This is a genomic window from Trinickia violacea, assembly GCF_005280735.1.
GTDB classification, from domain to species: Bacteria; Pseudomonadota; Gammaproteobacteria; order Burkholderiales; family Burkholderiaceae; genus Trinickia_A; species Trinickia_A violacea.
Genome location: NZ_CP040077.1, coordinates 3,516,795 through 3,535,204 on the forward strand (window position 1 = coordinate 3,516,795; position 18,410 = coordinate 3,535,204).

The 18,410-nt window shown below is 64.3% G+C and carries 17 protein-coding genes; 3 read left to right on the forward strand and 14 right to left on the reverse strand.

All coding sequences use genetic code 11. The annotated features are described in order from the left end of the window. Positions 1-56 precede the first annotated feature (56 nt). A complete protein-coding gene (locus FAZ95_RS16105) occupies positions 57-545 on the reverse strand; it encodes an Lrp/AsnC ligand binding domain-containing protein (RefSeq protein WP_137333357.1) in 489 nt (162 codons plus the stop codon). Between the two features lie 145 nt (positions 546-690). Between FAZ95_RS16105 and FAZ95_RS16110 the strand changes: the two genes are divergently transcribed. Then, positions 691-1,977 (forward strand): D-amino acid dehydrogenase, encoded by a 1,287-nt coding sequence (locus FAZ95_RS16110; RefSeq protein WP_137333358.1) that lies wholly within the window; start codon positions 691-693, stop codon positions 1,975-1,977. A 134-nt stretch (positions 1,978-2,111) separates the two neighbouring features. Here the strand turns inward: FAZ95_RS16110 and FAZ95_RS16115 are convergent, their stop codons facing one another. From FAZ95_RS16115 to FAZ95_RS16140, 6 genes are all read right to left on the reverse strand, one after another. Beyond that, a complete protein-coding gene (locus tag FAZ95_RS16115; protein ID WP_137333359.1) occupies positions 2,112-3,902 on the reverse strand; it encodes an acyl-CoA dehydrogenase in 1,791 nt (596 codons plus the stop codon). A gap of 228 nt (positions 3,903-4,130) precedes the next feature. Further along, the gene (locus tag FAZ95_RS16120) at positions 4,131-5,066 is read right to left on the reverse strand and encodes an electron transfer flavoprotein subunit alpha/FixB family protein (RefSeq protein ID WP_137333360.1); all 936 of its coding nucleotides are present in this window, start codon (positions 5,064-5,066) and stop codon (positions 4,131-4,133) included. Between the two features lie 22 nt (positions 5,067-5,088). After that, entirely contained in the window at positions 5,089-5,838 is a 750-nt protein-coding gene (locus tag FAZ95_RS16125; protein ID WP_137333361.1) for an electron transfer flavoprotein subunit beta/FixA family protein, read from the reverse strand. A 223-nt stretch (positions 5,839-6,061) separates the two neighbouring features. Beyond that, on the reverse strand, positions 6,062-6,856 hold the full coding sequence (locus FAZ95_RS16130; protein ID WP_137333362.1) for a MetQ/NlpA family ABC transporter substrate-binding protein: 795 nt from the start codon (positions 6,854-6,856) through the stop codon (positions 6,062-6,064). 57 nt (positions 6,857-6,913) lie between these two features. Then, positions 6,914-7,567 carry a methionine ABC transporter permease gene (locus tag FAZ95_RS16135; RefSeq protein WP_137333363.1) on the reverse strand — a complete coding sequence of 218 codons (654 nt, stop codon included), beginning with the start codon at positions 7,565-7,567 and terminating at the stop codon, positions 6,914-6,916. After that, the gene (locus FAZ95_RS16140; RefSeq protein WP_137333364.1) at positions 7,557-8,591 is read right to left on the reverse strand and encodes a methionine ABC transporter ATP-binding protein; all 1,035 of its coding nucleotides are present in this window, start codon (positions 8,589-8,591) and stop codon (positions 7,557-7,559) included. The genes FAZ95_RS16135 and FAZ95_RS16140 overlap by 11 nt, the downstream gene beginning before the upstream one ends. 305 nt (positions 8,592-8,896) lie before the next feature. Between FAZ95_RS16140 and FAZ95_RS16145 the strand changes: the two genes are divergently transcribed. After that, the gene (locus FAZ95_RS16145; protein WP_137334588.1) at positions 8,897-9,742 is read left to right on the forward strand and encodes an alpha/beta hydrolase; all 846 of its coding nucleotides are present in this window, start codon (positions 8,897-8,899) and stop codon (positions 9,740-9,742) included. Positions 9,743-9,830: 88 nt separating this feature from the next. On the opposite strand, the gene FAZ95_RS16150 is transcribed toward FAZ95_RS16145, so the two are convergent. Further along, the gene (locus FAZ95_RS16150) at positions 9,831-10,649 is read right to left on the reverse strand and encodes an enoyl-CoA hydratase (RefSeq protein ID WP_137333365.1); all 819 of its coding nucleotides are present in this window, start codon (positions 10,647-10,649) and stop codon (positions 9,831-9,833) included. 33 nt (positions 10,650-10,682) lie between these two features. Then, the gene (locus FAZ95_RS16155) at positions 10,683-11,606 is read right to left on the reverse strand and encodes a histone deacetylase family protein (protein ID WP_137333366.1); all 924 of its coding nucleotides are present in this window, start codon (positions 11,604-11,606) and stop codon (positions 10,683-10,685) included. Positions 11,607-11,874: 268 nt separating this feature from the next. Between FAZ95_RS16155 and mltB the strand changes: the two genes are divergently transcribed. Further along, positions 11,875-13,230: a lytic murein transglycosylase B gene (mltB, locus tag FAZ95_RS16160; protein ID WP_137333367.1), complete on the forward strand. Its 1,356-nt coding sequence runs from the start codon at positions 11,875-11,877 to the stop codon at positions 13,228-13,230. A 92-nt stretch (positions 13,231-13,322) separates the two neighbouring features. Here mltB and cysM read toward each other — a convergent pair whose 3' ends face one another. The 5 genes from cysM to FAZ95_RS16185 form a co-directional block, all read right to left on the reverse strand. Beyond that, a complete protein-coding gene (cysM, locus tag FAZ95_RS16165) occupies positions 13,323-14,225 on the reverse strand; it encodes a cysteine synthase CysM (protein WP_137333368.1) in 903 nt (300 codons plus the stop codon). Positions 14,226-14,508: 283 nt separating this feature from the next. Next, complete coding sequence (locus FAZ95_RS16170; RefSeq protein WP_137333369.1) at positions 14,509-14,871, reverse strand: ComEA family DNA-binding protein; 363 nt, start codon at positions 14,869-14,871, stop codon at positions 14,509-14,511. Between the two features lie 73 nt (positions 14,872-14,944). After that, on the reverse strand, positions 14,945-15,937 hold the full coding sequence (gene rfaD / locus FAZ95_RS16175) for an ADP-glyceromanno-heptose 6-epimerase (RefSeq protein WP_137333370.1): 993 nt from the start codon (positions 15,935-15,937) through the stop codon (positions 14,945-14,947). A gap of 100 nt (positions 15,938-16,037) precedes the next feature. Further along, on the reverse strand, positions 16,038-17,012 hold the full coding sequence (gene rfaE1 / locus FAZ95_RS16180; protein WP_175425696.1) for a D-glycero-beta-D-manno-heptose-7-phosphate kinase: 975 nt from the start codon (positions 17,010-17,012) through the stop codon (positions 16,038-16,040). Next, positions 16,999-18,405, reverse strand: a complete 1,407-nt coding sequence (locus FAZ95_RS16185) for a UDP-glucose dehydrogenase family protein (protein WP_137333372.1) — start codon at positions 18,403-18,405, stop codon at positions 16,999-17,001. The genes rfaE1 and FAZ95_RS16185 overlap by 14 nt, the downstream gene beginning before the upstream one ends. Between the last annotated feature and the right edge of the window lie 5 nt (positions 18,406-18,410).

Here is an 18,410-nt window from a genome sequence, read left to right on the forward strand (position 1 = left end):
ATCATGCCAAGCCGCTCGCCGGGTTTGCGAGGCCGTCTCCATCGGCCTCAGCGTCCCTACTCGCCCACAGCGATCGTCAGCGACTCCTTGATTTCCTCCATCACGACATAGCTCTTCGACTGCACGGCCCCCGGCAACTGCAGCAGGATGTCGCCGAGCAGCTTGCGGTAGTCGGCCATCTCACCGATGCGAGCCTTGATCAGATAATCGAAATCGCCCGATACGAGGTGGCATTCGAGCACTTCGGGAATCTTCTGCACCTCGCGGCGAAACTGGTCGAACATGTTGCCGCTCTTGTGATCGAGCGTGATCTCGACGAATACGAGCAGCGCCGCCCCGAGCTCCACCGGATTGACGCGCGCGTAGTAGCCCGTGATCACGCCATCGCGCTCCATGCGCTTCACCCGCTCGATACACGGCGTAACGGTCAGCCCGACCTGCTCCGCCAGATCCTTCATGGCCATCCGGCCATCCGCCTGAAGTAATTTCAGGATCTTGTGATCGAGCTTATCGAGTGTGCGAACCGGCTGGCGTTGCGTTCTCATGGGCTTTTACCAAAAACGTAAAAAATACGATAACAAAAACTAGAGATACCTCAATAGTATAGCGATTAACACTAGACCAACCGGGCTCACCAGGGTTATTAACCGCCTCGGCCCGAACAGCAGAAAAAACCTACTGGGAGCAGCTATGCGAGTCGTCGTTTTGGGGAGCGGGGTCGTCGGGACGACGACTGCTTATTATCTAGCGCGTGCGGGGCACGAAGTCACCGTGATCGATCGCGAGACCGGCCCGGCGCTGGAAACCAGCTTTGCCAATGCCGGCCAGATCTCGCCGGGCTACGCCGCGCCGTGGGCTGCGCCGGGCGTGCCGCTCAAGGCCGTCAAGTGGATGTTCCAGAAGCACGCGCCGCTCGCCATCCGGCTCGACGGCACGCAATTCCAACTGCGCTGGATGTGGCAGATGCTGCAGAACTGCACCGCCGAGCGCTATGCCGTCAACAAGGGCCGCATGGTCCGGCTCGCCGAGTACAGCCGCGACTGCCTCCAAGTGCTGCGCGCCGACACCGGCATTCAGTATGAAGGCCGCACGGGCGGCACGCTCCAGCTTTTCCGCACGCAGCAACAGCTCGATGGCGCCGCGAAGGACATCGCCGTGCTCAAGGACGCCAACGTGCCGTTCGAGTTGCTGAGCCCGAGCGAGCTGGCCCGCGCCGAACCGGCGCTCGCGGCCACGTCGCACAAGCTGACCGGCGGCTTGCGCCTGCCCGGCGACGAAACCGGCGACTGCCAGCTGTTCACGACGCGCCTCGCCGCGCTCGCCGAACAACTCGGCGTCAAGTTCCGCTTCAACACGCCGATCGACGCGCTCGCGATGTCCGGCGACCGAATCGCCGGCGTGCAGTGCGGCGCCGAAATGGTCCGCGCCGACGCCTATGTCGTCGCACTCGGCTCGTATTCGACGCAGTTCCTCACGGGCATCGTGAAGATTCCGGTCTACCCGTTGAAGGGCTATTCGATCACGGCGCCGATCGTGGACGCATCGGCGGCGCCGGTGTCGACGGTGCTCGACGAAACGTACAAGATCGCGATCACGCGCTTTGACGACCGGATTCGCGTCGGCGGCATGGCGGAGATCGTCGGCTTCGACAAGACGCTGCGCCAGGCGCGCCGCGAAACGCTCGAAATGTGCGTGAACGACCTGTTCCCGGGCGGCGGCGATACGACGCAGGCCACGTTCTGGACCGGCCTGCGTCCGATGACGCCGGACGGCACGCCGATCGTCGGCCGCACGCCGGTGTCGAACCTGTTCACGAACACGGGCCACGGCACGCTTGGGTGGACGATGTCCTGCGGCTCGGGCCAACTGCTCGCCGACTTGATCTCGGGCAAGCAGCCGGCGATTCAATCGGGCGATCTGTCGGTGCATCGCTATCTCGGCGACACCGGCGGCACGGGTCGTCCGGCTTACGCTTGATACGGCTTTAGCCAGCGAATTTCGCTACTTTTCGCTGCTACAAGGCTGCTGGCTCGACGGCATGAAAGCACAAAGGGCGCCTGATCCGACGATCAGGCGCCCTTTGCGATGAGCTAGCTACGTGACGCGTACCGTCAGAACTGATCCTCGGCCAGCGCAAGCACGCCTTCCCCGCCCTTCGCGCTGACGATCGACGCTTCGAACGCGCCCGCCTGCGGCAACACATGCTCGGCATAGAAGCGCGCGGTCGCCATCTTCGCGCTATAGAACGACGGGTCGCTCGCCTCGTTCGCTTCGGCCGCCAGAAGCGCACGCGCCATCTGCCAGCCGCACAGCACGACGCCCGCGAGCTTCAGATACGGCACGCTGCCGGCAAAGACCGCATTCGGATCGCTCTTCGCATTGGCGAGCACGTAGTCGACGGCCGCGCCCAGCGCACGATGCCCGTTCGCGAGCTGCTCGCGCATCGAAGCGAATGCCGCGCCTTGGTGAGCCGCGAGCGCTTCAACGGTCTGTGCGACGTCCGCGAGCAGCTTCTTCGCGATCGCACCGCCGTCGCGCAGCGTCTTGCGGCCGATCAGATCGTTGGCCTGAATCGCGGTCGTGCCTTCGTAGATCGTCAGGATGCGCGCATCGCGATAGAACTGCGCCGCGCCCGTCTCTTCGATGAAGCCCATCCCGCCGTGCACCTGCACACCGAGACTCGCGACATCGATCGACATCTCCGTGCTCCAGCCCTTTACGACCGGCACGAGATATTCGTAGATCGCCTGATGCTCGGTGCGCACCGCTTCATCGGCGTGGCGATGCGCGATATCGCAGTGCGCGGCGGCCACATAGGCGAGCGCGCGAGCGCCTTCGGTCAGCGCACGCATCGACGCGAGCATGCGGCGCACGTCGGGATGATGGATGATCGTGACCGGTTGCTTAGCCGTTCCGTCGACCGGACGGCTCTGCACACGCTCCTTCGCGTAGGCCACGGCCTTCTGATAAGCGCGGTCCGCGATGCCGATGCCCTGCATGCCGACGGCGAAGCGCGCCGCGTTCATCATGATGAACATGTACTCGAGGCCGCGATTTTCCTCGCCGACGAGATAGCCGATCGCGCCGCCATGGTCACCGAATTGCAGCACTGCGGTCGGGCTCGCCTTGATGCCGAGCTTGTGCTCGATCGACACGCAATGCACGTCGTTGCGCGCGCCGAGCGTGCCGTCGTCGTCGATCATGAACTTCGGCACGATGAAGAGCGAAATGCCCTTCACGCCTTCGGGCGCATCCAGCAGGCGCGCGAGAACGAGGTGGACGATGTTGTCCGCCATGTCGTGCTCGCCCCACGTGATGAAAATTTTCGTGCCGAAGACGCGGTACGTGCCGTCGCCTTGCGGTTCGGCGCGCGTGCGCACCAACGCGAGATCGGAACCGGCCTGCGGCTCCGTAAGGTTCATCGTGCCGGTCCACTCGCCGGAGATCAGCTTCGGTACATAGCGCTGCTTTTGCTCTTCGGTGCCGGCGGTCAACAGCGCTTCGATCGCGCCGTCGGTCAGAAGCGGACACAGCGCAAACGACAAGTTCGACGCATTGAGCATCTCGACGCACGGGGTCCCGATCAGCTTCGGCAAGCCCTGCCCCTCGTATTCCGTCGGGTGCTGCACGCCCTGCCAGCCGCCTTCGGCGAACTGCCGGAACGCGTCCTTGAAGCCGGGGGACGCCGACACCACGCCGTCCTTCCAGCTGCTCGGGTTGCGGTCGCCTTCGACGTTCAGCGGCGCCAACACCTCGCCGCACAGCTTCGCGGCTTCGTCCAGCACGGCTTGAGCCGTCTCCGATGTGGCGTCCTCGAAACCCGGCAACGCTGCGACGTCATCGAGGCCCGCCAGGTCCTTCATCACGAACAGCATGTCCTTGATGGGCGCGGTGTAGCTCATTGTGTCCTCCAGTGGATAGCCTTGTATGGGACCCGAGTCAGTGCTCTCTCGGGCCGAGCGCTGTGGGCCTGGAGTAAATGCTGAAGCACTAACTCCAGGCCCACACCATGGGCCCCGAGTAAGCGCTGAAGCGCTAACTCGGGCCGACAAAAAAGGGGCGCGTACTGCGCCCCTTCGCTTGATTAGTCTTATATTTCCGGACGCCGCATGAGACGGCGCTGCCCTCGATCAGCCGAGTTCGCTGACGAGTTCCGGCACGACCGTGAACAGATCGCCAACGAGGCCATAATCAGCCACGCTGAAAATCGGTGCTTCCGGGTCCTTGTTGATCGCCACAATCACCTTCGAGTCTTTCATGCCAGCCAAGTGCTGGATCGCGCCCGAGATGCCGACCGCCACGTACAGCTGCGGCGCAACGATCTTGCCCGTCTGGCCCACTTGGTAGTCGTTCGGCACATAGCCCGCATCGACCGCCGCGCGCGACGCGCCCAGCGCCGCGTTCAGCTTGTCCGCCAGCGGCTCGAGCACCTTCGTATAGTTCTCGCCGCTGCCCAAGCCGCGCCCGCCCGACACGACGATGTGCGCGCTCGTCAATTCGGGGCGGTCCATCTTCGTCACTTCACGGTTCACGAACTGCGAAATGCCTGCGTCGGCTGCGGCTTCGATCTTCTCGACGGCTGCGCTGCCGCCTTCGGCTGCCACCGCGTCAAAGCCCGTCGCGCGCACCGTGATCACCTTGATCGGATCGCTCGATTGCACCGTCGCGATCGCGTTGCCCGCGTAGATCGGACGCTCGAACGTGTCCGCCGAATCGACGGCCGTGATTTCGCTGATCTGCGCCACGTCGAGCTTCGCTGCCACGCGCGGGGCGATGTTCTTGCCGTAGGCCGTCGCCGGCGCCAGGATGTGCGAGTAGTTCTTCGCGATGTTCAGCACCGTCGCTTCGACGTTTTCCGCCAGGCCCTCGGCCAGTTGCGGCGCGTCGGCGAGCAGCACTTTGCTGACGCCCGCGATCTTCGAAGCGGCATCCGCCGCGGCTTGCGCATTGTGGCCCGCCACCAGCAGGTGAATGTCGCCGCCAATCTTCTGTGCGGCCGCGACCGTGTTCAGCGTCGCGCCCTTGATCGACGCGTTGTCGTGTTCGGCAATTACCAGAATCGTCATCTCTATCGTCTCCGCGTCCGTCTCACAGTACCTTGGCTTCGGTCTTCAGCTTCTCGACCAGCGTCTTCACGTCCGGCACCATCACGCCGGCGCTGCGCTTGGGCGGCTCCGTGACTTTCAGCGTCTTCAGGCGCGACGCGACGTCCACCCCAAGGTCTTCGGGCTTCAACGTTTCGAGCGGCTTCTTCTTCGCCTTCATGATGTTCGGCAGCGTCACGTAACGCGGCTCGTTCAGGCGCAGATCGGTGGTGACCACTGCGGGGAGCTTCAGCGACAGGGTTTCCGCACCGCCGTCGACTTCACGCGTGACGGTCGCCTTGTCATCAGCGATCACGACCTTCGACGCAAACGTCGCTTGCGGCAGGCTCGCCAGCGCGGCAAGCATCTGGCCGGTTTGGTTGCTGTCGTCGTCGATCGCTTGCTTGCCGAGGATCACCAGCTGCGGCTGTTCTTTGTCGACCACTGCCTTGAGCAGCTTCGCGACCGCCAGCGGCTGCAGGTCTTCGTTCGATTCGATCAGGATCGCGCGATCCGCGCCGATCGCCAGCGCCGTGCGCAGCGTCTCCTGACATTGCGCCACACCCGCCGACACCGCGATCACTTCCGTCGCCACGCCGGCTTCCTTCAGGCGCACCGCCTCTTCCACCGCGATTTCGTCGAACGGATTCATCGACATCTTCACGTTCGCGATGTCCACACCCGTGTTGTCCGACTTCACGCGGACCTTCACGTTGTAGTCGACTACGCGCTTGACTGGCACCAAGATTTTCATGCACACGCTCCAAAGTTACGAATACGTCAACCCAGCGGCCATTATAGCGATAGCTAACGCGCCAGCCGCACCAGGGTTGCATGTATCGAGTATTTCGCTCCGGGCTGCGCACCGGAATTAACGAACGGTCGTGCTATTTTAATCTCAAAAAAACCCGGACGCCAAGTCCGGGTTTTCGATAGCCAACTCTAAACACGCGGGTTCGCACCCCAAATCGCCGCGATCACCACGCCGCAATCACCGCGCCGCCGTATTTCGCTTCGATGAACTGCTTCACTTCCGGCGAGCGATAGGCCGCGATGAGCTTCGCGACCCACGGCTTGTTCTTGTCCGCCTCGCGGATCGCCAGGATGTTCACATAGGGCCCGTTCGGGTCTTCGATCGCGATCGCCTCCTGCTTCGGCTTCAAACCCGCTTCCATCGCATAGTTCGTGTTGATCGCGGCGGCGTCGACGTCGTCGAGCGAGCGCGGGATCTGTGCGGCGTCAAGCTCGACGATCTTCAGCTTCTTCGGGTTGTCGACGATGTCGAGCGGCGTCGCCTTCAGACCCACGTTCGCGCGCAGCTTCAAGATGCCTTGCTTCTGCAGCAGCAACAGCGCGCGGCCGCCGTTGGTCGGATCGTTCGGCACCGCGATGCGCGCGTCCGTCTTCAAGTCGGCGAGCGACTTGATCTTCTTCGAATAGATACCCATCGGGAACGTGACCGTGTCCGCGACGCGGATGATCTTGTAGCCGCGATCCTTCACTTGCGCCTGCAGATACGGGTCGTGCTGATAGCTGTTCGCGTCGAGGTCGCCGGAGGCGAGCGCGGCGTTCGGCTGCACGTAGTCGGCGAACTCGATGATCTTGATGTTCAAGCCGTTCTTCGCGGCGACTTGCTTCACGACCTCCATCACTTGGGCGTGCGGGCCGCCGGTGACGCCGACTTTGATCGTGTCGTCGGCGTGCGCGGCAGCGCTGAAAATCGACGCGGCGCCGAACACTGCCGCGAGCTTGAGAATGAAACGACGTTGCATGATCCGCCTTTTTGTTGCTTGTTAGGCGGCGGATTCAAGGTCCGCCGCGGGTGACTCTCACTTGTGGCTCAAGCGCCGCACCAGCCAATCGCCGAACGATTGCGCGAGTTGCACGAACACGATCAGGATGGCGACGACCACCCACATCACCGTCGGCTCGTAACGCTGATATCCGTAGCGGATGCCGAGGTCGCCGAGCCCGCCGCCGCCGATCGCACCGGCCATCGCCGAATAGCCGACCAGCGAGACAAACGTGATCGTGAGCCCCGCGACCACGCCCGGCAGCGCTTCCGGCAGCAGCACCTTGAAGACGATCTGCCCCGTCGTGGCGCCCATCGCCTGCGCGGCTTCGATGAGGCCGCGGTCGACTTCGCGCAGCGCCGTCTCGACGAGCCGCGCGATGAACGGCGCCGAGGCGAGCGTGAGCGGCACGACCGCCGCAGCGGTGCCGATCGACGACCCCACGATGAGCCGCGTGAACGGAATCACGAGCACCAGCAGGATGATGAACGGCGTCGAGCGCACCGCATTGACGATCGTCCCGACGACGCGATTCAGGGCGACGTTCTGCAGCACGCCCTGACGGTCGGTCAGATGCAGCAGCACGCCGAGCGGCAGCCCGATCAGCGCGCCGACCGCGCCGGAAATGCCCACCATGATGAGCGTCTCCCAGAACGACTGCACGAACATATCCAACATTTCACTCAACATACGACAGCTCCTCCACGACGACGCCTTGGGTACGCAGGTACGCCATCGCATCAGCAACCTTTGCGGGCTCGCCGCCCGCCAGCACCGCGAGCGAACCGAACGCCTGCCCCTGGATCTCGTCGATCTGGCCGTGCAGGATATTGAAGTCCAGCTCGTAGCGGCGGATCGTCTCCGAGAGAATCGGCTGGTCGACGCCCGAGCCGGTGAACGCGAGCCGCAGCAGGTGGCGGCTGCCCGTCTTCAGGCGCTCGGCGACGCGCGCCTTCATCGCCGGCGGCAGTTCCTGTGCGATCACGTCGCCGATCAGCGCGCGCGTCACTTCGTGATGCGGCTGCAGGAAGACGTCGATGACATTGCCCGTCTCGACGACACGCCCCGCGTCGAGCACCGCGACGCGGTCGCACACCTGCTTGATGACTTCCATCTGGTGCGTGATCAACACGATCGTGAGCCCTAGTTCGCGATTGATGCGCTTGAGCAAATCGAGAATCGCGCGCGTGGTTTCAGGGTCGAGCGCGGAGGTCGCTTCGTCGGAAAGCAGCACCTTCGGCTTGCTCGCGAGCGCACGCGCAATGCCGACGCGCTGCTTCTGCCCGCCGCTGATCTGCGACGGATAGCGGTCCTTTTGCGCTGACAACCCGACGAGATCGAGCAGCGGCAGCACAGCCGCTTCGATCTCGGCGCGCTTCATGCCCGCAAGCTCGAGCGGCAGCGCGACGTTGTCGAACACCGTGCGCGAGCTAAGGAGGTTGAAATGCTGGAAGATCATCCCGATCTCGCGGCGCGCTTCGCGCAGCTCGCGCGCGGGCAACGCCGTGAGGTCCCGCCCGCCGACGACGACATTGCCTTCGGTCGGCCGCGTCAGCAGGTTGATCGTGCGCACGAGCGTACTCTTGCCCGCCCCGCTGCGCCCGATGATGCCGAAGATTTCCCCCGCCGGAATCGTCAAATTGACGTTGTGCAGCGCTTCGACCCAACCCCGGGGGCTCTCGAAGCGTTGCGATAAGTTGCGTATTTCGATCATGAAAACGAAAACGGCGGATGGCTGCTGAGGCGCGTGTCTCCGCGTGACTCAACAGTTGCCCGCCGTTGCTCTTATGAATTGAATTAGGTGGCCGATTTTACCGCATCGTGCAATGGGGGCCTAACAATCGATAGTGAACACTTAATAACCAAATGGAATTAGAGGTCAGTAACGCCCGTGCGCATTGATGAACGACGGGCGACTGCGTCTATGATCGAGCGGACCGCCCCCCACAAGAAAATCACGGAGACAATGCGACGATGGCGACGAACCTATCCGTCCGAACCACGGAACCCGTACCGAAGATGACGCGTCCGCCGCTCATCGACACCGCCGGCACCCACGACGGCGTCGACCTCGTGTCCTACCGCTGGCCCTCCGCCAGCGAGCCGCGCGCGACCGTCGCGCTGGTCCATGGGCTCGCCGAGCACGCGGGCCGCTATCAGGCGCTCGCCGCCTGCCTCAATGCCGCGGGAATCGAAGTCGTGGCGGTCGATCTGCGCGGACACGGCCGCTCACCGGGTGAGCGCGCCTGGGTCGAACGCTTCGATCGTTATCTGCTCGATGCGGACGCCCTCGTCGAACTCGCCGCACGCGAGCACACGCCGCTTTTCCTGATGGGGCACAGCATGGGCGGCACGATTGCCGCGCTGCATGCGCTCGAGCGACAGAGGCCGGACGGACCTGCGCTCGCGGGCTTGATCCTGTCGAGCCCCGCGCTCGCCCCGGGCCGCGACGTGCCGCGCTGGATGATCGCCGCGAGCCGTTTCATGAGCCGCGTCTGGCCGCGCTTTCCCGCGATGAAGATCGACGCCGCCCTGCTCGCGCGCGACCCGGCCGTCGTCGCGGCCAATCGCGCGGATACGCTCGTGCATCACGGGTCAGTGCCGGCACGCACCGGTGCGGAAATACTCGAGGCGATGACGCGCATCGAGAATCGCCGGGCGACTCTCTCAGTCCCCGTGCTCGTCTTTCATGGAACCGTGGATAAGCTCACCGAACCCGACGGCAGCCGCGATTTCGCCGCGCATGTCGGCTCGGCGGACCGCACGCTTACGCTTTACGAAGGCAGCTACCACGAGACGATGAACGATCTCGACCGCGAGCGCGTCATCGGGGCTTTGATTGAATGGATCGACGCGCACGTCTGAGGCGCAATGGGCTCGTCCAGCACGCGCCACCCGGCACGATACGGCGCGGCCGGCGCGCCGGCGCGAGTCGATCGCGCTCCAAGCGCGTTCATCGCGGCCAGTTCGGCGCGCGCTTCTCGATAAACGCCTGCACGCCTTCGAGCGCCGACGCCTCCATCATGTTGCAGGCCATCGTCTGGCCCGCAAGCTGGTACGCCGCTTCGACACCCATCTCGAGCTGCCGGTAAAACAGCGCCTTGCCCGCGCTCACCGCTTCCACCGGTTTCGCGCAGATGCTCGACGCCAGCTCGGCGATTTCCTTGTCGATCGCATCGAGCGGCACGACGCGATTGACGAGCCCAAGCTGACGCGCCTTGGTCGCATCGATGAAATCGCCGGTCAGCAGCATTTCGAGCGCGGCCTTGCGCGACAGATTGCGCGACAGCGGCACGCTCGGCGTCGCGCAGAAGAGGCCGAGATTGACGCCCGACACCGCAAATCTCGCGACATCGGCGGCGACCGCGAGATCGCACATCGCGACGAGCTGGCACCCGGCCGCCGTCGCCAGGCCATGCACGCGCGCGATCACCGGCTGCGGCATGTGCTGGATTGTCATCATCAATCGCGAACAGCGCGCGAACAGCATCTTGTAGTAATCGAGCGACGGCGCCGCGCGCATTTCCTTCAGGTCGTGTCCCGCGCAAAACGCGCGCCCCGCCCCGCCGATCACGACAACGCGCGCGTCCGATTGCGCGATCCCTGTCAGCGTCCTGTGCAGCTCGTCGAGCAGCGCCTCCGATAACGCATTGAACGCATCGGGCCGATTCAGCGTGAGGCGCACAACACCGCGCACGCCATACGCGTCGCGCTCGATTTCGAGCAAACCCGCTCCGGCTTGCTCGGACTGAAGTGAAGCGTTCGAGTCCATGACCACTCCTGCAGGAATGCCGGCATACCGACGTCATAGCTCCGCGAGCGCGCGCACGTGCGCGACGACGCTGCGCCCAAGCGCCGACAAGTTATAGCCGCCCTCCAGACAACTGACGATGCGCCCGCGCGCGTAGCGCTTGGCGATTTCGCGGATCTGCTCGGTCATCCACGCGTAGTCGTCTTCGACGAGGCCCAGGTTGCCGAGATCGTCCTCGCGATGGGCGTCGAAGCCCGCCGACACGAAGATCATTTCCGGCTTGAATTCGTGGAGCCGCGGCAGCCACATCATGTCCACCAGCTCGCGGATCGCCATGCCCTTCGTGCGCGCGGCCACCGGCACGTTGACCATGTTCGGCGCCGCATTTTCCGCGCCGCTGTACGGATAGAACGGGTGCTGAAAGAAGCTGCACATCAGCACGCGCTCCTCGCCGGCGAACGCCGCTTCGGTGCCGTTGCCGTGGTGGACGTCGAAATCGACGATCGCCACGCGCGCGAGCCCGTGCACTTCCAGCGCGTGCCGCGCAGCGATCGCGACATTGTTGAAGAAGCAAAAGCCCATCGCGCGCGCCGGCTCGGCATGATGCCCCGGCGGGCGCACGCTGCAAAACGCGTTGTCGTAGCGGCCCGCGATCACGGCGTCGGTCGCCGCGACCGCCGCGCCCGCCGAGCGCAGCGCCGCCTGCCACGTATGCGGATTCATCGAGGTGTCGGGATCGATCTGCGCGTAGCCTTCGGTCGGCGACTGGCTCTTGATGTAGTCGATATGGGCTTGCGTGTGCACGCGCGCCAGCGCGGACATCTCGGCGAGGGGCGCCGACTCGCGCTCGATCAGCGGATCGATGCGGCTCGCAATGAGCTGATCCTCGATTGCCTGGAGACGCGCCGGGCATTCCGGATGCCACTGTCCCATCTCATGCAGCAGACAATCGGCGTGCGAATAAAAGCCTGTCGCCATAGTGATTCGCTTCTGCCGCGCGGCATCGGACGGCGCGCGGCAGGTCTCCTTCGGTATGTTCGGTATGGGCGCAAAGCGCGTCGCGCCGGAGTTGATCGGACTACGTTACCACATCGAGTCGGTCCCCGGACTCGGGCGCCGCCCGCGTGCGGCATGCTTTGCCGCATTGATCGGATCGAACGCCGGTTTGGCCGGTAGCGTCGGTTATACTGCGCCGAGTCCTTTTGGCACCGCCCTCTCTCGTCCGCTCTCGTCTGTTTTGTCCGCCATGACCGTCCAAGTTGCTCCGTCCGCAGGAAACCGGCTTCGCGCCACTAGCGTGGCAATCGCAGTGTCCCTCTCGCTCGGCATCTCCTTCGGCAGCTCGACGGCGGCGGCGCAAACCGCGCCCGCCAAGCGTCCTCCCGTCCTCGCGCAAGGTCAGCCGCAACAGCCGGCGCCCGCGGGCCAGACGTTCGAAGAAGAGATCATTCCGCAGCGCTACGCGAACAATCCGAACGTCGATGCGTTCATCAACGACATGGTCGCGCGCTACGATTTCGATCCGACGACGCTTCATACGCTCTTCGCCAGCGTGAACTACTCGGCGACGGCGGTGAAGCTCGTGACGCCGGCACCGTCGCCGTCGGTCAAGAACTGGAAGGTCTACCAGTCGCGTTTCCTGGACCCCGTGCGCATCAACGCGGGCGTGCGCTTCTGGAAGCAGAATCAGGCGACGCTGCAGCGCGCCTATGAAGAGTTCGGCGTGCCGCCGGAAGTCATCGTCGGCATCATCGGCGTCGAGACGATCTACGGCCGCTACATGGGCAACTTCCGCGTGCTCGATGCGCTGACGACGCTCACGTTCGACTATCCGAATACGCCCAATCGCGAAGACCGGATGGCGACGTTCCGCAAGAATCTCGAAGACTACCTGGTCTGGACCCGCGATACGCAGATCGATCCCACCTCGGTGCTCGGCTCCTATACCGGCGCAATCGGCATTCCGCAGTTCCTGCCGAGCAGCATCGTGCAGTATGCGGTCGACTATGAAGGCGACAAGCACATCGACTTGCGCTCGAGCCAGGCCGATGCGATCGGCAGCGTCGCGAACTATCTGAAGGAAAACGGCTGGGAAAACGGCCGGCCGGTGGTCTGGAAGATTGCGCAGGACCCGGGCACCCTGGGTATCGCGCAAGCGGCCGCCGACGGCCAGCCTGAGCCGCATTGGCCGCTTTCGCAACTGTTGCGCGCGGGAATGCTGCTCAACGAGCCCGGTCTCGACATGGCGGCCGAAGGCGGCACGCCGGTGGCGATCGTCGATCTGCCGAGCCCGGCGCTGCCGACCGAATATGTGCTTGGCCTCAAGAATTTCTACGTGCTGACGCGCTATAACCGCAGCTTCTTCTATGCGCTTGCCGTGTATCAGCTTGGCGAACGAGTGAAGGCGCGGATGGCCATGGAGGATTTCAACGCGGCCGGCTCAGGTGCGGCCGGCTCGGGCGCTACCGGCGCCGGCGCGGTCAGCCCAAGCGCTACCGGCGCAGGCGGTTCAGGTTCAGCCAGCCCTGGCACGGTCATTCCTGGCGCGGGCGGTTCGGGTAGTTCAGGCGGCGCGGACGCGCCGAGCCCCGCATCGCAATGACGTAATCACGCCGCAAAGCCGCCGCCGAGTGGCTAGTGATAGTAAAAAAGCGCCGGCATGCGGCGCTTTTTTCGTTGATGATCTTCTGCCGATCAGGCGGGAAAGACACCCGTCGACAGATACCGGTCCCCGCGGTCGCAAACCACGAACACGATCGTCGCGTTCTCGACCTGCCGCGCCACGCGCAACGCCACTTCACACGCGCCCGCCGACGAAATCCCGCAGAAGATCCCCTCCACCGCCGCCAAGCGACGAGCCATCGCTTCAGCCGCCGCTTGCGAGACGTTCTCCGTGCGATCGACGCGGCTTCGATCGAAAATCTTCGGCAGATACGCTTCCGGCCACTTGCGAATGCCCGGAATGCGCGAGCCCTCTTCGGGCTGCGCGCCAATGATCTCGATCGCGCTGTTCTGCTCTTTCAGGTATTGGGACACGCCCATGATCGTGCCCGTCGTGCCCATCGCCGACACGAAATGCGTGATGCGGCCTTCGGTGTCGCGCCAGATTTCGGGACCGGTCGCCTCATAGTGGGCAACTGGATTGTCGGGGTTCGCGAACTGATCGAGGATGATGCCCTTGCCGTCGCGCTGCACCTGGTCCGCGAGGTCGCGCGCGTACTCCATGCCGCCCTTCACGGGCGTAAGCATGATTTCCGCGCCATACGCGGCCATGCTTTGACGGCGCTCCACCGACAGATCCTCCGGCATGATCAGCACCATCTTGTAGCCGCGAATCGCCGCGGCCATCGCGAGCGCGATGCCGGTATTGCCGCTCGTCGCCTCGATCAGCGTATCGCCGGGTTTGATGCGGCCGCGCGCTTCGGCTTTCTTGATCATCGACAGCGCCGGCCGGTCCTTCACCGAGCCCGCCGGGTTGTTGCCTTCCAGCTTGCCGAGAATCACATTGTTCCGGCTGCGGATTTCGTCGTCCGGCAAGCGAACGAGTTGCACGAGGGGCGTATTGCCGATCGTGTCTTCAATAGTCTTATAAGCCATGAGCGTTGCGCGATGAGAGGAACGCACCCGGCCTGCCGCGTCGCGACTGTCCCGTGAAGAACAGAAACATCTGCGGCGGCCCTGCGTTTGATGTAAGTGATGTCAGGAATCCGTCGATTGTAATGCACGCGGAATCGGCTCGCTGAGCGACCCTATCGGGCAAAGGGATCGAGGCCCGGCTGTGCCCTCCCCCACGCAAAAAACCCGCGGAGGGGAAGACCGCGGGGCAGCCAGTCATCTGAACGACGGCTGAAGGAGACGGACACTGTTTATTGCGTTGCGCTCACTTCTTTACGACCACCGGGGCGCCGTTCTTCTGCGCACCTGTTGCCGCGGGCGCCGCCTTGGCCTGGGCGCCGGCCGCACCGGTGTTGGCCGGCCCGATTGCGAGCCCCTCGCCTTGCAGCTTTTCGACCGTATGGCCGCCGAGGCCCTTGACGCGCTTCGAAAGATCCGAGGCGTCCTTGAATGGGCCATGTGCCGTGCGTTCGTCGAGAATCGCCTTGGCCTTCGCAGGGCCGATGCCCTTGATGCCGCGCAGCGCGTCTTCGTTGGCGGTGTTGACGTCGACAGCGGCGAAGGCGTGACTGAACACGGCAATGAACGCTGCCGCGGCGCAAAACTTGGCGAGAAATGTCTTGAACATAGGGGTCTCCGTGAAAGAGGCCGGCAACGATCGCCGACCGGGAGACCCCAGTCTAAAGAGGTGTCCGAACGATTTATAGCTGGCCGAACAGCCAACGCACGTAGCGATCGACGCCTTCCTGCACCGTCAGGAACGGCGCGTCGTAGCCGGCCGCGCGCAGGCGCGTCAGATCGGCTTGCGTGTAGCACTGGTACTTGCCGCGCAGCGCATCGGGGAACGGCACGTACTCGATGAGCCCGCGCTGCACCTGCTCGGCGAGCGAAAGCGCCGGCTGGTTGTCGAGCGCGCGCAGCGTATTGACGACGGACGTCGCGATATCGTTGAACGGTTGTGCGCGGCCGGTGCCGAGATTGAAGATGCCCGACTTCTCCGGGTGATCGAAGAAGAACAGGTTGACCTTCACGACGTCCTCGACCGACACGAAATCGCGCGTCTGCTCGCCCGCCGCATAGCCGTTGTACTCGCCGAAGAGCTTGACCTTGCCCTCGGCGCGGAACTGGTTGAAGTTGTGGAACGCCACCGACGCCATGCGCCCCTTGTGCGTTTCACGCTCGCCGTAGACGTTGAAATAGCGAAAGCCGGCGATCTGGCTCTTCGCTTGCGGCAGCACGCGCCGGATGATCTGGTCGAACAGGAACTTCGAATAGCCGTAGACGTTGAGCGGCGCTTCCACTTCGCGGTCTTCCACGAAGCGGCTCGACCCGCCGTAGATCGCCGCCGACGACGCGTACAGGAACTGCGCGCCCTGCGCGAGACACGCATCGAGCACCGCGCGGCTGTAGCGGAAGTTGTTGTCCATCATGTAGCGGCCGTTGTGCTCCATCGTGTCCGAGCACGCCCCTTCATGGAACACCGCACGCACCTTGCCGAAGTCGCCGCGCGCGAAGCGCTCGACGAATTCGGTCTTGTCGAGATAATCGTCGATCTCGCAGTCGACGAGGTTCTTGAATTTGTCCGCGCGCGTCAGGTTGTCGACGGCGACGATGCGTGTCTCGCCGCGATCGTTGAGCGCCTTGACGAGATTGGCGCCGATAAAGCCGGCGGCGCCGGTGACGATGATGGTCATGGTCGTCCTGCGATATGAGGTGAATGGCGGGAATCCGCGCCGAGCCGAAGCGCGCCGCGCGGCGATACGCTCGACGCGGCATGCCCGGCGCGGATTCGCATCATGGAAAGAGTTCGTCGTAGTCGACGGTGGCCGTGCCGAGCTTGCCGACGACGATGCCGGCCGCGCGATTCGCGAGCGACACCGCTTCGACGAGCGGCAAACCCGCGCCCAGCATGACGGCGAGCGTCGCAATCACGGTGTCTCCCGCGCCCGACACATCATACACTTCGCGTGCGACGGCCGATGCGTGGCGCTCGCCTCCGTCGGCTGTGAAGAGCGTCATGCCCTCCTCGGAGCGCGTGAGCAGCAACGCCTCGATCCCGAGCGAGGTGCGCAGCGCCGTCACGCGAGCGCGCAGATCGTCCTCCGACTTCCACTGCCCGACCACTTCGCGCAGCTCGGCGCGATTCGGCGTGATCAGCGTCGCGCCGCGATAGCGCTCCCAGTCATCGCCCTTCGGATCGACGAGCACAGGTTTGCCCGCTGCGCGCGCCTTCGCGATCATTGTCGTCACGTGCGTGAGGCCGCCCTTCGCGTAGTCGGACAGCAGGATCACGTCGTGCTTCGACAACTGCTCGTCGAAACGCGCAAGACCGGCGAGCAGCGCTTCGTGCGCGGGCGTGTTCTCGAAATCCACGCGCAGCAACTGCTGCTGGCGCGACAACACGCGCAGCTTGATGGTCGTCAGCAGCTCGGGATCGCGCTCGAGGTGCGGCACGACACCGCTGTCCTTGAGCAACTCGACGATCCGCTCGCCAGGCTCATCGTGCCCGACCACGCACAAGAGTCCCGCCTGCGCGCCCAGCGCGGCCGCGTTGCGCGCGACGTTCGCCGCACCGCCCAGGCGGTCCTCTTGCTTCTGCACATGCACGACGGGCACCGGCGCTTCCGGCGAAATCCGGTTCACGTCGCCGAACCAGTAGCGGTCGAGCATCACGTCGCCGACCACCAGAACGCGCGCCGCAGCAAGACGTGCGCGCGGCACGACGCCCGCTTCAGGCACAAGCGAGACGTTGGATTCAGGCGCGTGCATTGGCTTCAGCGGTGAGTTCGACACGGGGACGTCCGATCGCGTAATAGTCGATGCCGAGTTCGGCCATCGCGTCGGGTTCATACAGGTTGCGCCCGTCGAAAATGATGGGTGACTTGAGCACCGACTTCATGTGATTGAAGTCCGGGCTCTTGAACTCCTTCCATTCGGTCACGATCACGAGTGCATCGGCGCCGGCGAGCGTTTCGTCCTGCGTGTTCGTGAAGTGCAGCCGCGCGTGCTGCTCGGGAACGTCATGCAGGTCCAGCGCGAACACGCGGCGCGCTTCGTGCAGCGCGACCGGGTCATACGCGCGCACGCTCGCCCCGCGCGCGAGCAGTGCCGCAATCAGGCGCCGGCTCGGGGCCTCGCGCATGTCGTCGGTGTTCGGCTTGAATGCCAGGCCCCAGACGGCAAACGTGCGGCCCGTCAGGTCTTCGCCGAGCGTCGACGTGATCTTGCGCACGAGTACCGCTTTCTGCTCGTGGTTCACCTCTTCGACCGCTTCGAGAATGCGCAGCCGCTGCTCGTTCTCGCCGCCTGTGCGGATCAGCGCCTGCACGTCCTTCGGAAAGCACGAGCCGCCGTAGCCGACGCCGGCATACAGGAAGTGATAGCCGATGCGCGGATCGGAGCCGATGCCGCGCCGCACCGCCTCGATATCGGCGCCGACGCGGTCGGCCAGATTCGACATCTCGTTCATGAACGAGATGCGCGTGGCGAGCATCGCGTTGGCCGCGTACTTCGTGAACTCGGCAGAGCGCACGTCCATGTAGAGCGTGCGCTCATGATTGCGGTTGAACGGCATGTAGAGCCGCTTCATCTTCTCGCGTGCGAGCTGTCCGGCTTCGTCGTCGTCGATGCCGATCACGATGCGATCGGGCCGCATGCAGTCTTCGACCGCCGCGCCTTCTTTCAGGAACTCGGGGTTCGACACGACCGAGAAGCGGTGCTGCGCACTACCCGACAAGCCGCGCGCGGCAAGTTCCGCTTCCACGACCGCGCTCACCTTCTGTGCGGTGCCGACCGGCACCGTCGACTTATCGACGATCACCTTGAAGCCGTTCGAATAGCGGCCGATGTTGCGCGCCGCTTCGAGCACGTACTGCAGATCGGCGGAGCCGTCTTCGTCGGGCGGCGTGCCGACTGCGATGAACTGGATTTCGCCGTGCGCGACGCTCGCCTCGACATCGGTCGAGAACGTGATGCGGCCGGCCGCGCGAGTGCGCGTAATGATCTCGAGCAAGCCCGGCTCGTGGATCGGCACGCCGCCGCTGTTGAGGATTTCGATCTTGCGCGGGTCGACGTCGAGGCAAAAGACGTCATGGCCGATTTCAGCGAGACACGCGCCCGTGACGAGGCCAACGTAACCCGTGCCGATGATGGTGATTTTCATACGCG

Excerpts from the sequence above, each read along its gene's own strand:
- mltB (WP_137333367.1), top strand. The coding sequence starts at position 11,875 with ATGACCGTCCAAGTTGCTCCGTCCGCAGGAAACCGGCTTCGCGCCACT.
- rfaE1 (WP_175425696.1), bottom strand. The coding sequence starts at position 17,012 with ATGCACGCGCCTGAATCCAACGTCTCGCTTGTGCCTGAAGCGGGCGTC.
- FAZ95_RS16120 (WP_137333360.1), bottom strand. The coding sequence starts at position 5,066 with ATGACGATTCTGGTAATTGCCGAACACGACAACGCGTCGATCAAGGGC.
- FAZ95_RS16140 (WP_137333364.1), bottom strand. The coding sequence starts at position 8,591 with ATGATCGAAATACGCAACTTATCGCAACGCTTCGAGAGCCCCCGGGGT.
- FAZ95_RS16115 (WP_137333359.1), bottom strand. The coding sequence starts at position 3,902 with ATGAGCTACACCGCGCCCATCAAGGACATGCTGTTCGTGATGAAGGAC.
- FAZ95_RS16185 (WP_137333372.1), bottom strand. The coding sequence starts at position 18,405 with ATGAAAATCACCATCATCGGCACGGGTTACGTTGGCCTCGTCACGGGC.
- FAZ95_RS16135 (WP_137333363.1), bottom strand. The coding sequence starts at position 7,567 with ATGTTGAGTGAAATGTTGGATATGTTCGTGCAGTCGTTCTGGGAGACG.
- FAZ95_RS16105 (WP_137333357.1), bottom strand. The coding sequence starts at position 545 with ATGAGAACGCAACGCCAGCCGGTTCGCACACTCGATAAGCTCGATCAC.
- FAZ95_RS16155 (WP_137333366.1), bottom strand. The coding sequence starts at position 11,606 with ATGGCGACAGGCTTTTATTCGCACGCCGATTGTCTGCTGCATGAGATG.
- FAZ95_RS16145 (WP_137334588.1), top strand. The coding sequence starts at position 8,897 with ATGACGCGTCCGCCGCTCATCGACACCGCCGGCACCCACGACGGCGTC.
- cysM (WP_137333368.1), bottom strand. The coding sequence starts at position 14,225 with ATGGCTTATAAGACTATTGAAGACACGATCGGCAATACGCCCCTCGTG.
- FAZ95_RS16170 (WP_137333369.1), bottom strand. The coding sequence starts at position 14,871 with ATGTTCAAGACATTTCTCGCCAAGTTTTGCGCCGCGGCAGCGTTCATT.
- rfaD (WP_137333370.1), bottom strand. The coding sequence starts at position 15,937 with ATGACCATCATCGTCACCGGCGCCGCCGGCTTTATCGGCGCCAATCTC.
- FAZ95_RS16130 (WP_137333362.1), bottom strand. The coding sequence starts at position 6,856 with ATGCAACGTCGTTTCATTCTCAAGCTCGCGGCAGTGTTCGGCGCCGCG.
- FAZ95_RS16150 (WP_137333365.1), bottom strand. The coding sequence starts at position 10,649 with ATGGACTCGAACGCTTCACTTCAGTCCGAGCAAGCCGGAGCGGGTTTG.
- FAZ95_RS16125 (WP_137333361.1), bottom strand. The coding sequence starts at position 5,838 with ATGAAAATCTTGGTGCCAGTCAAGCGCGTAGTCGACTACAACGTGAAG.
- FAZ95_RS16110 (WP_137333358.1), top strand. The coding sequence starts at position 691 with ATGCGAGTCGTCGTTTTGGGGAGCGGGGTCGTCGGGACGACGACTGCT.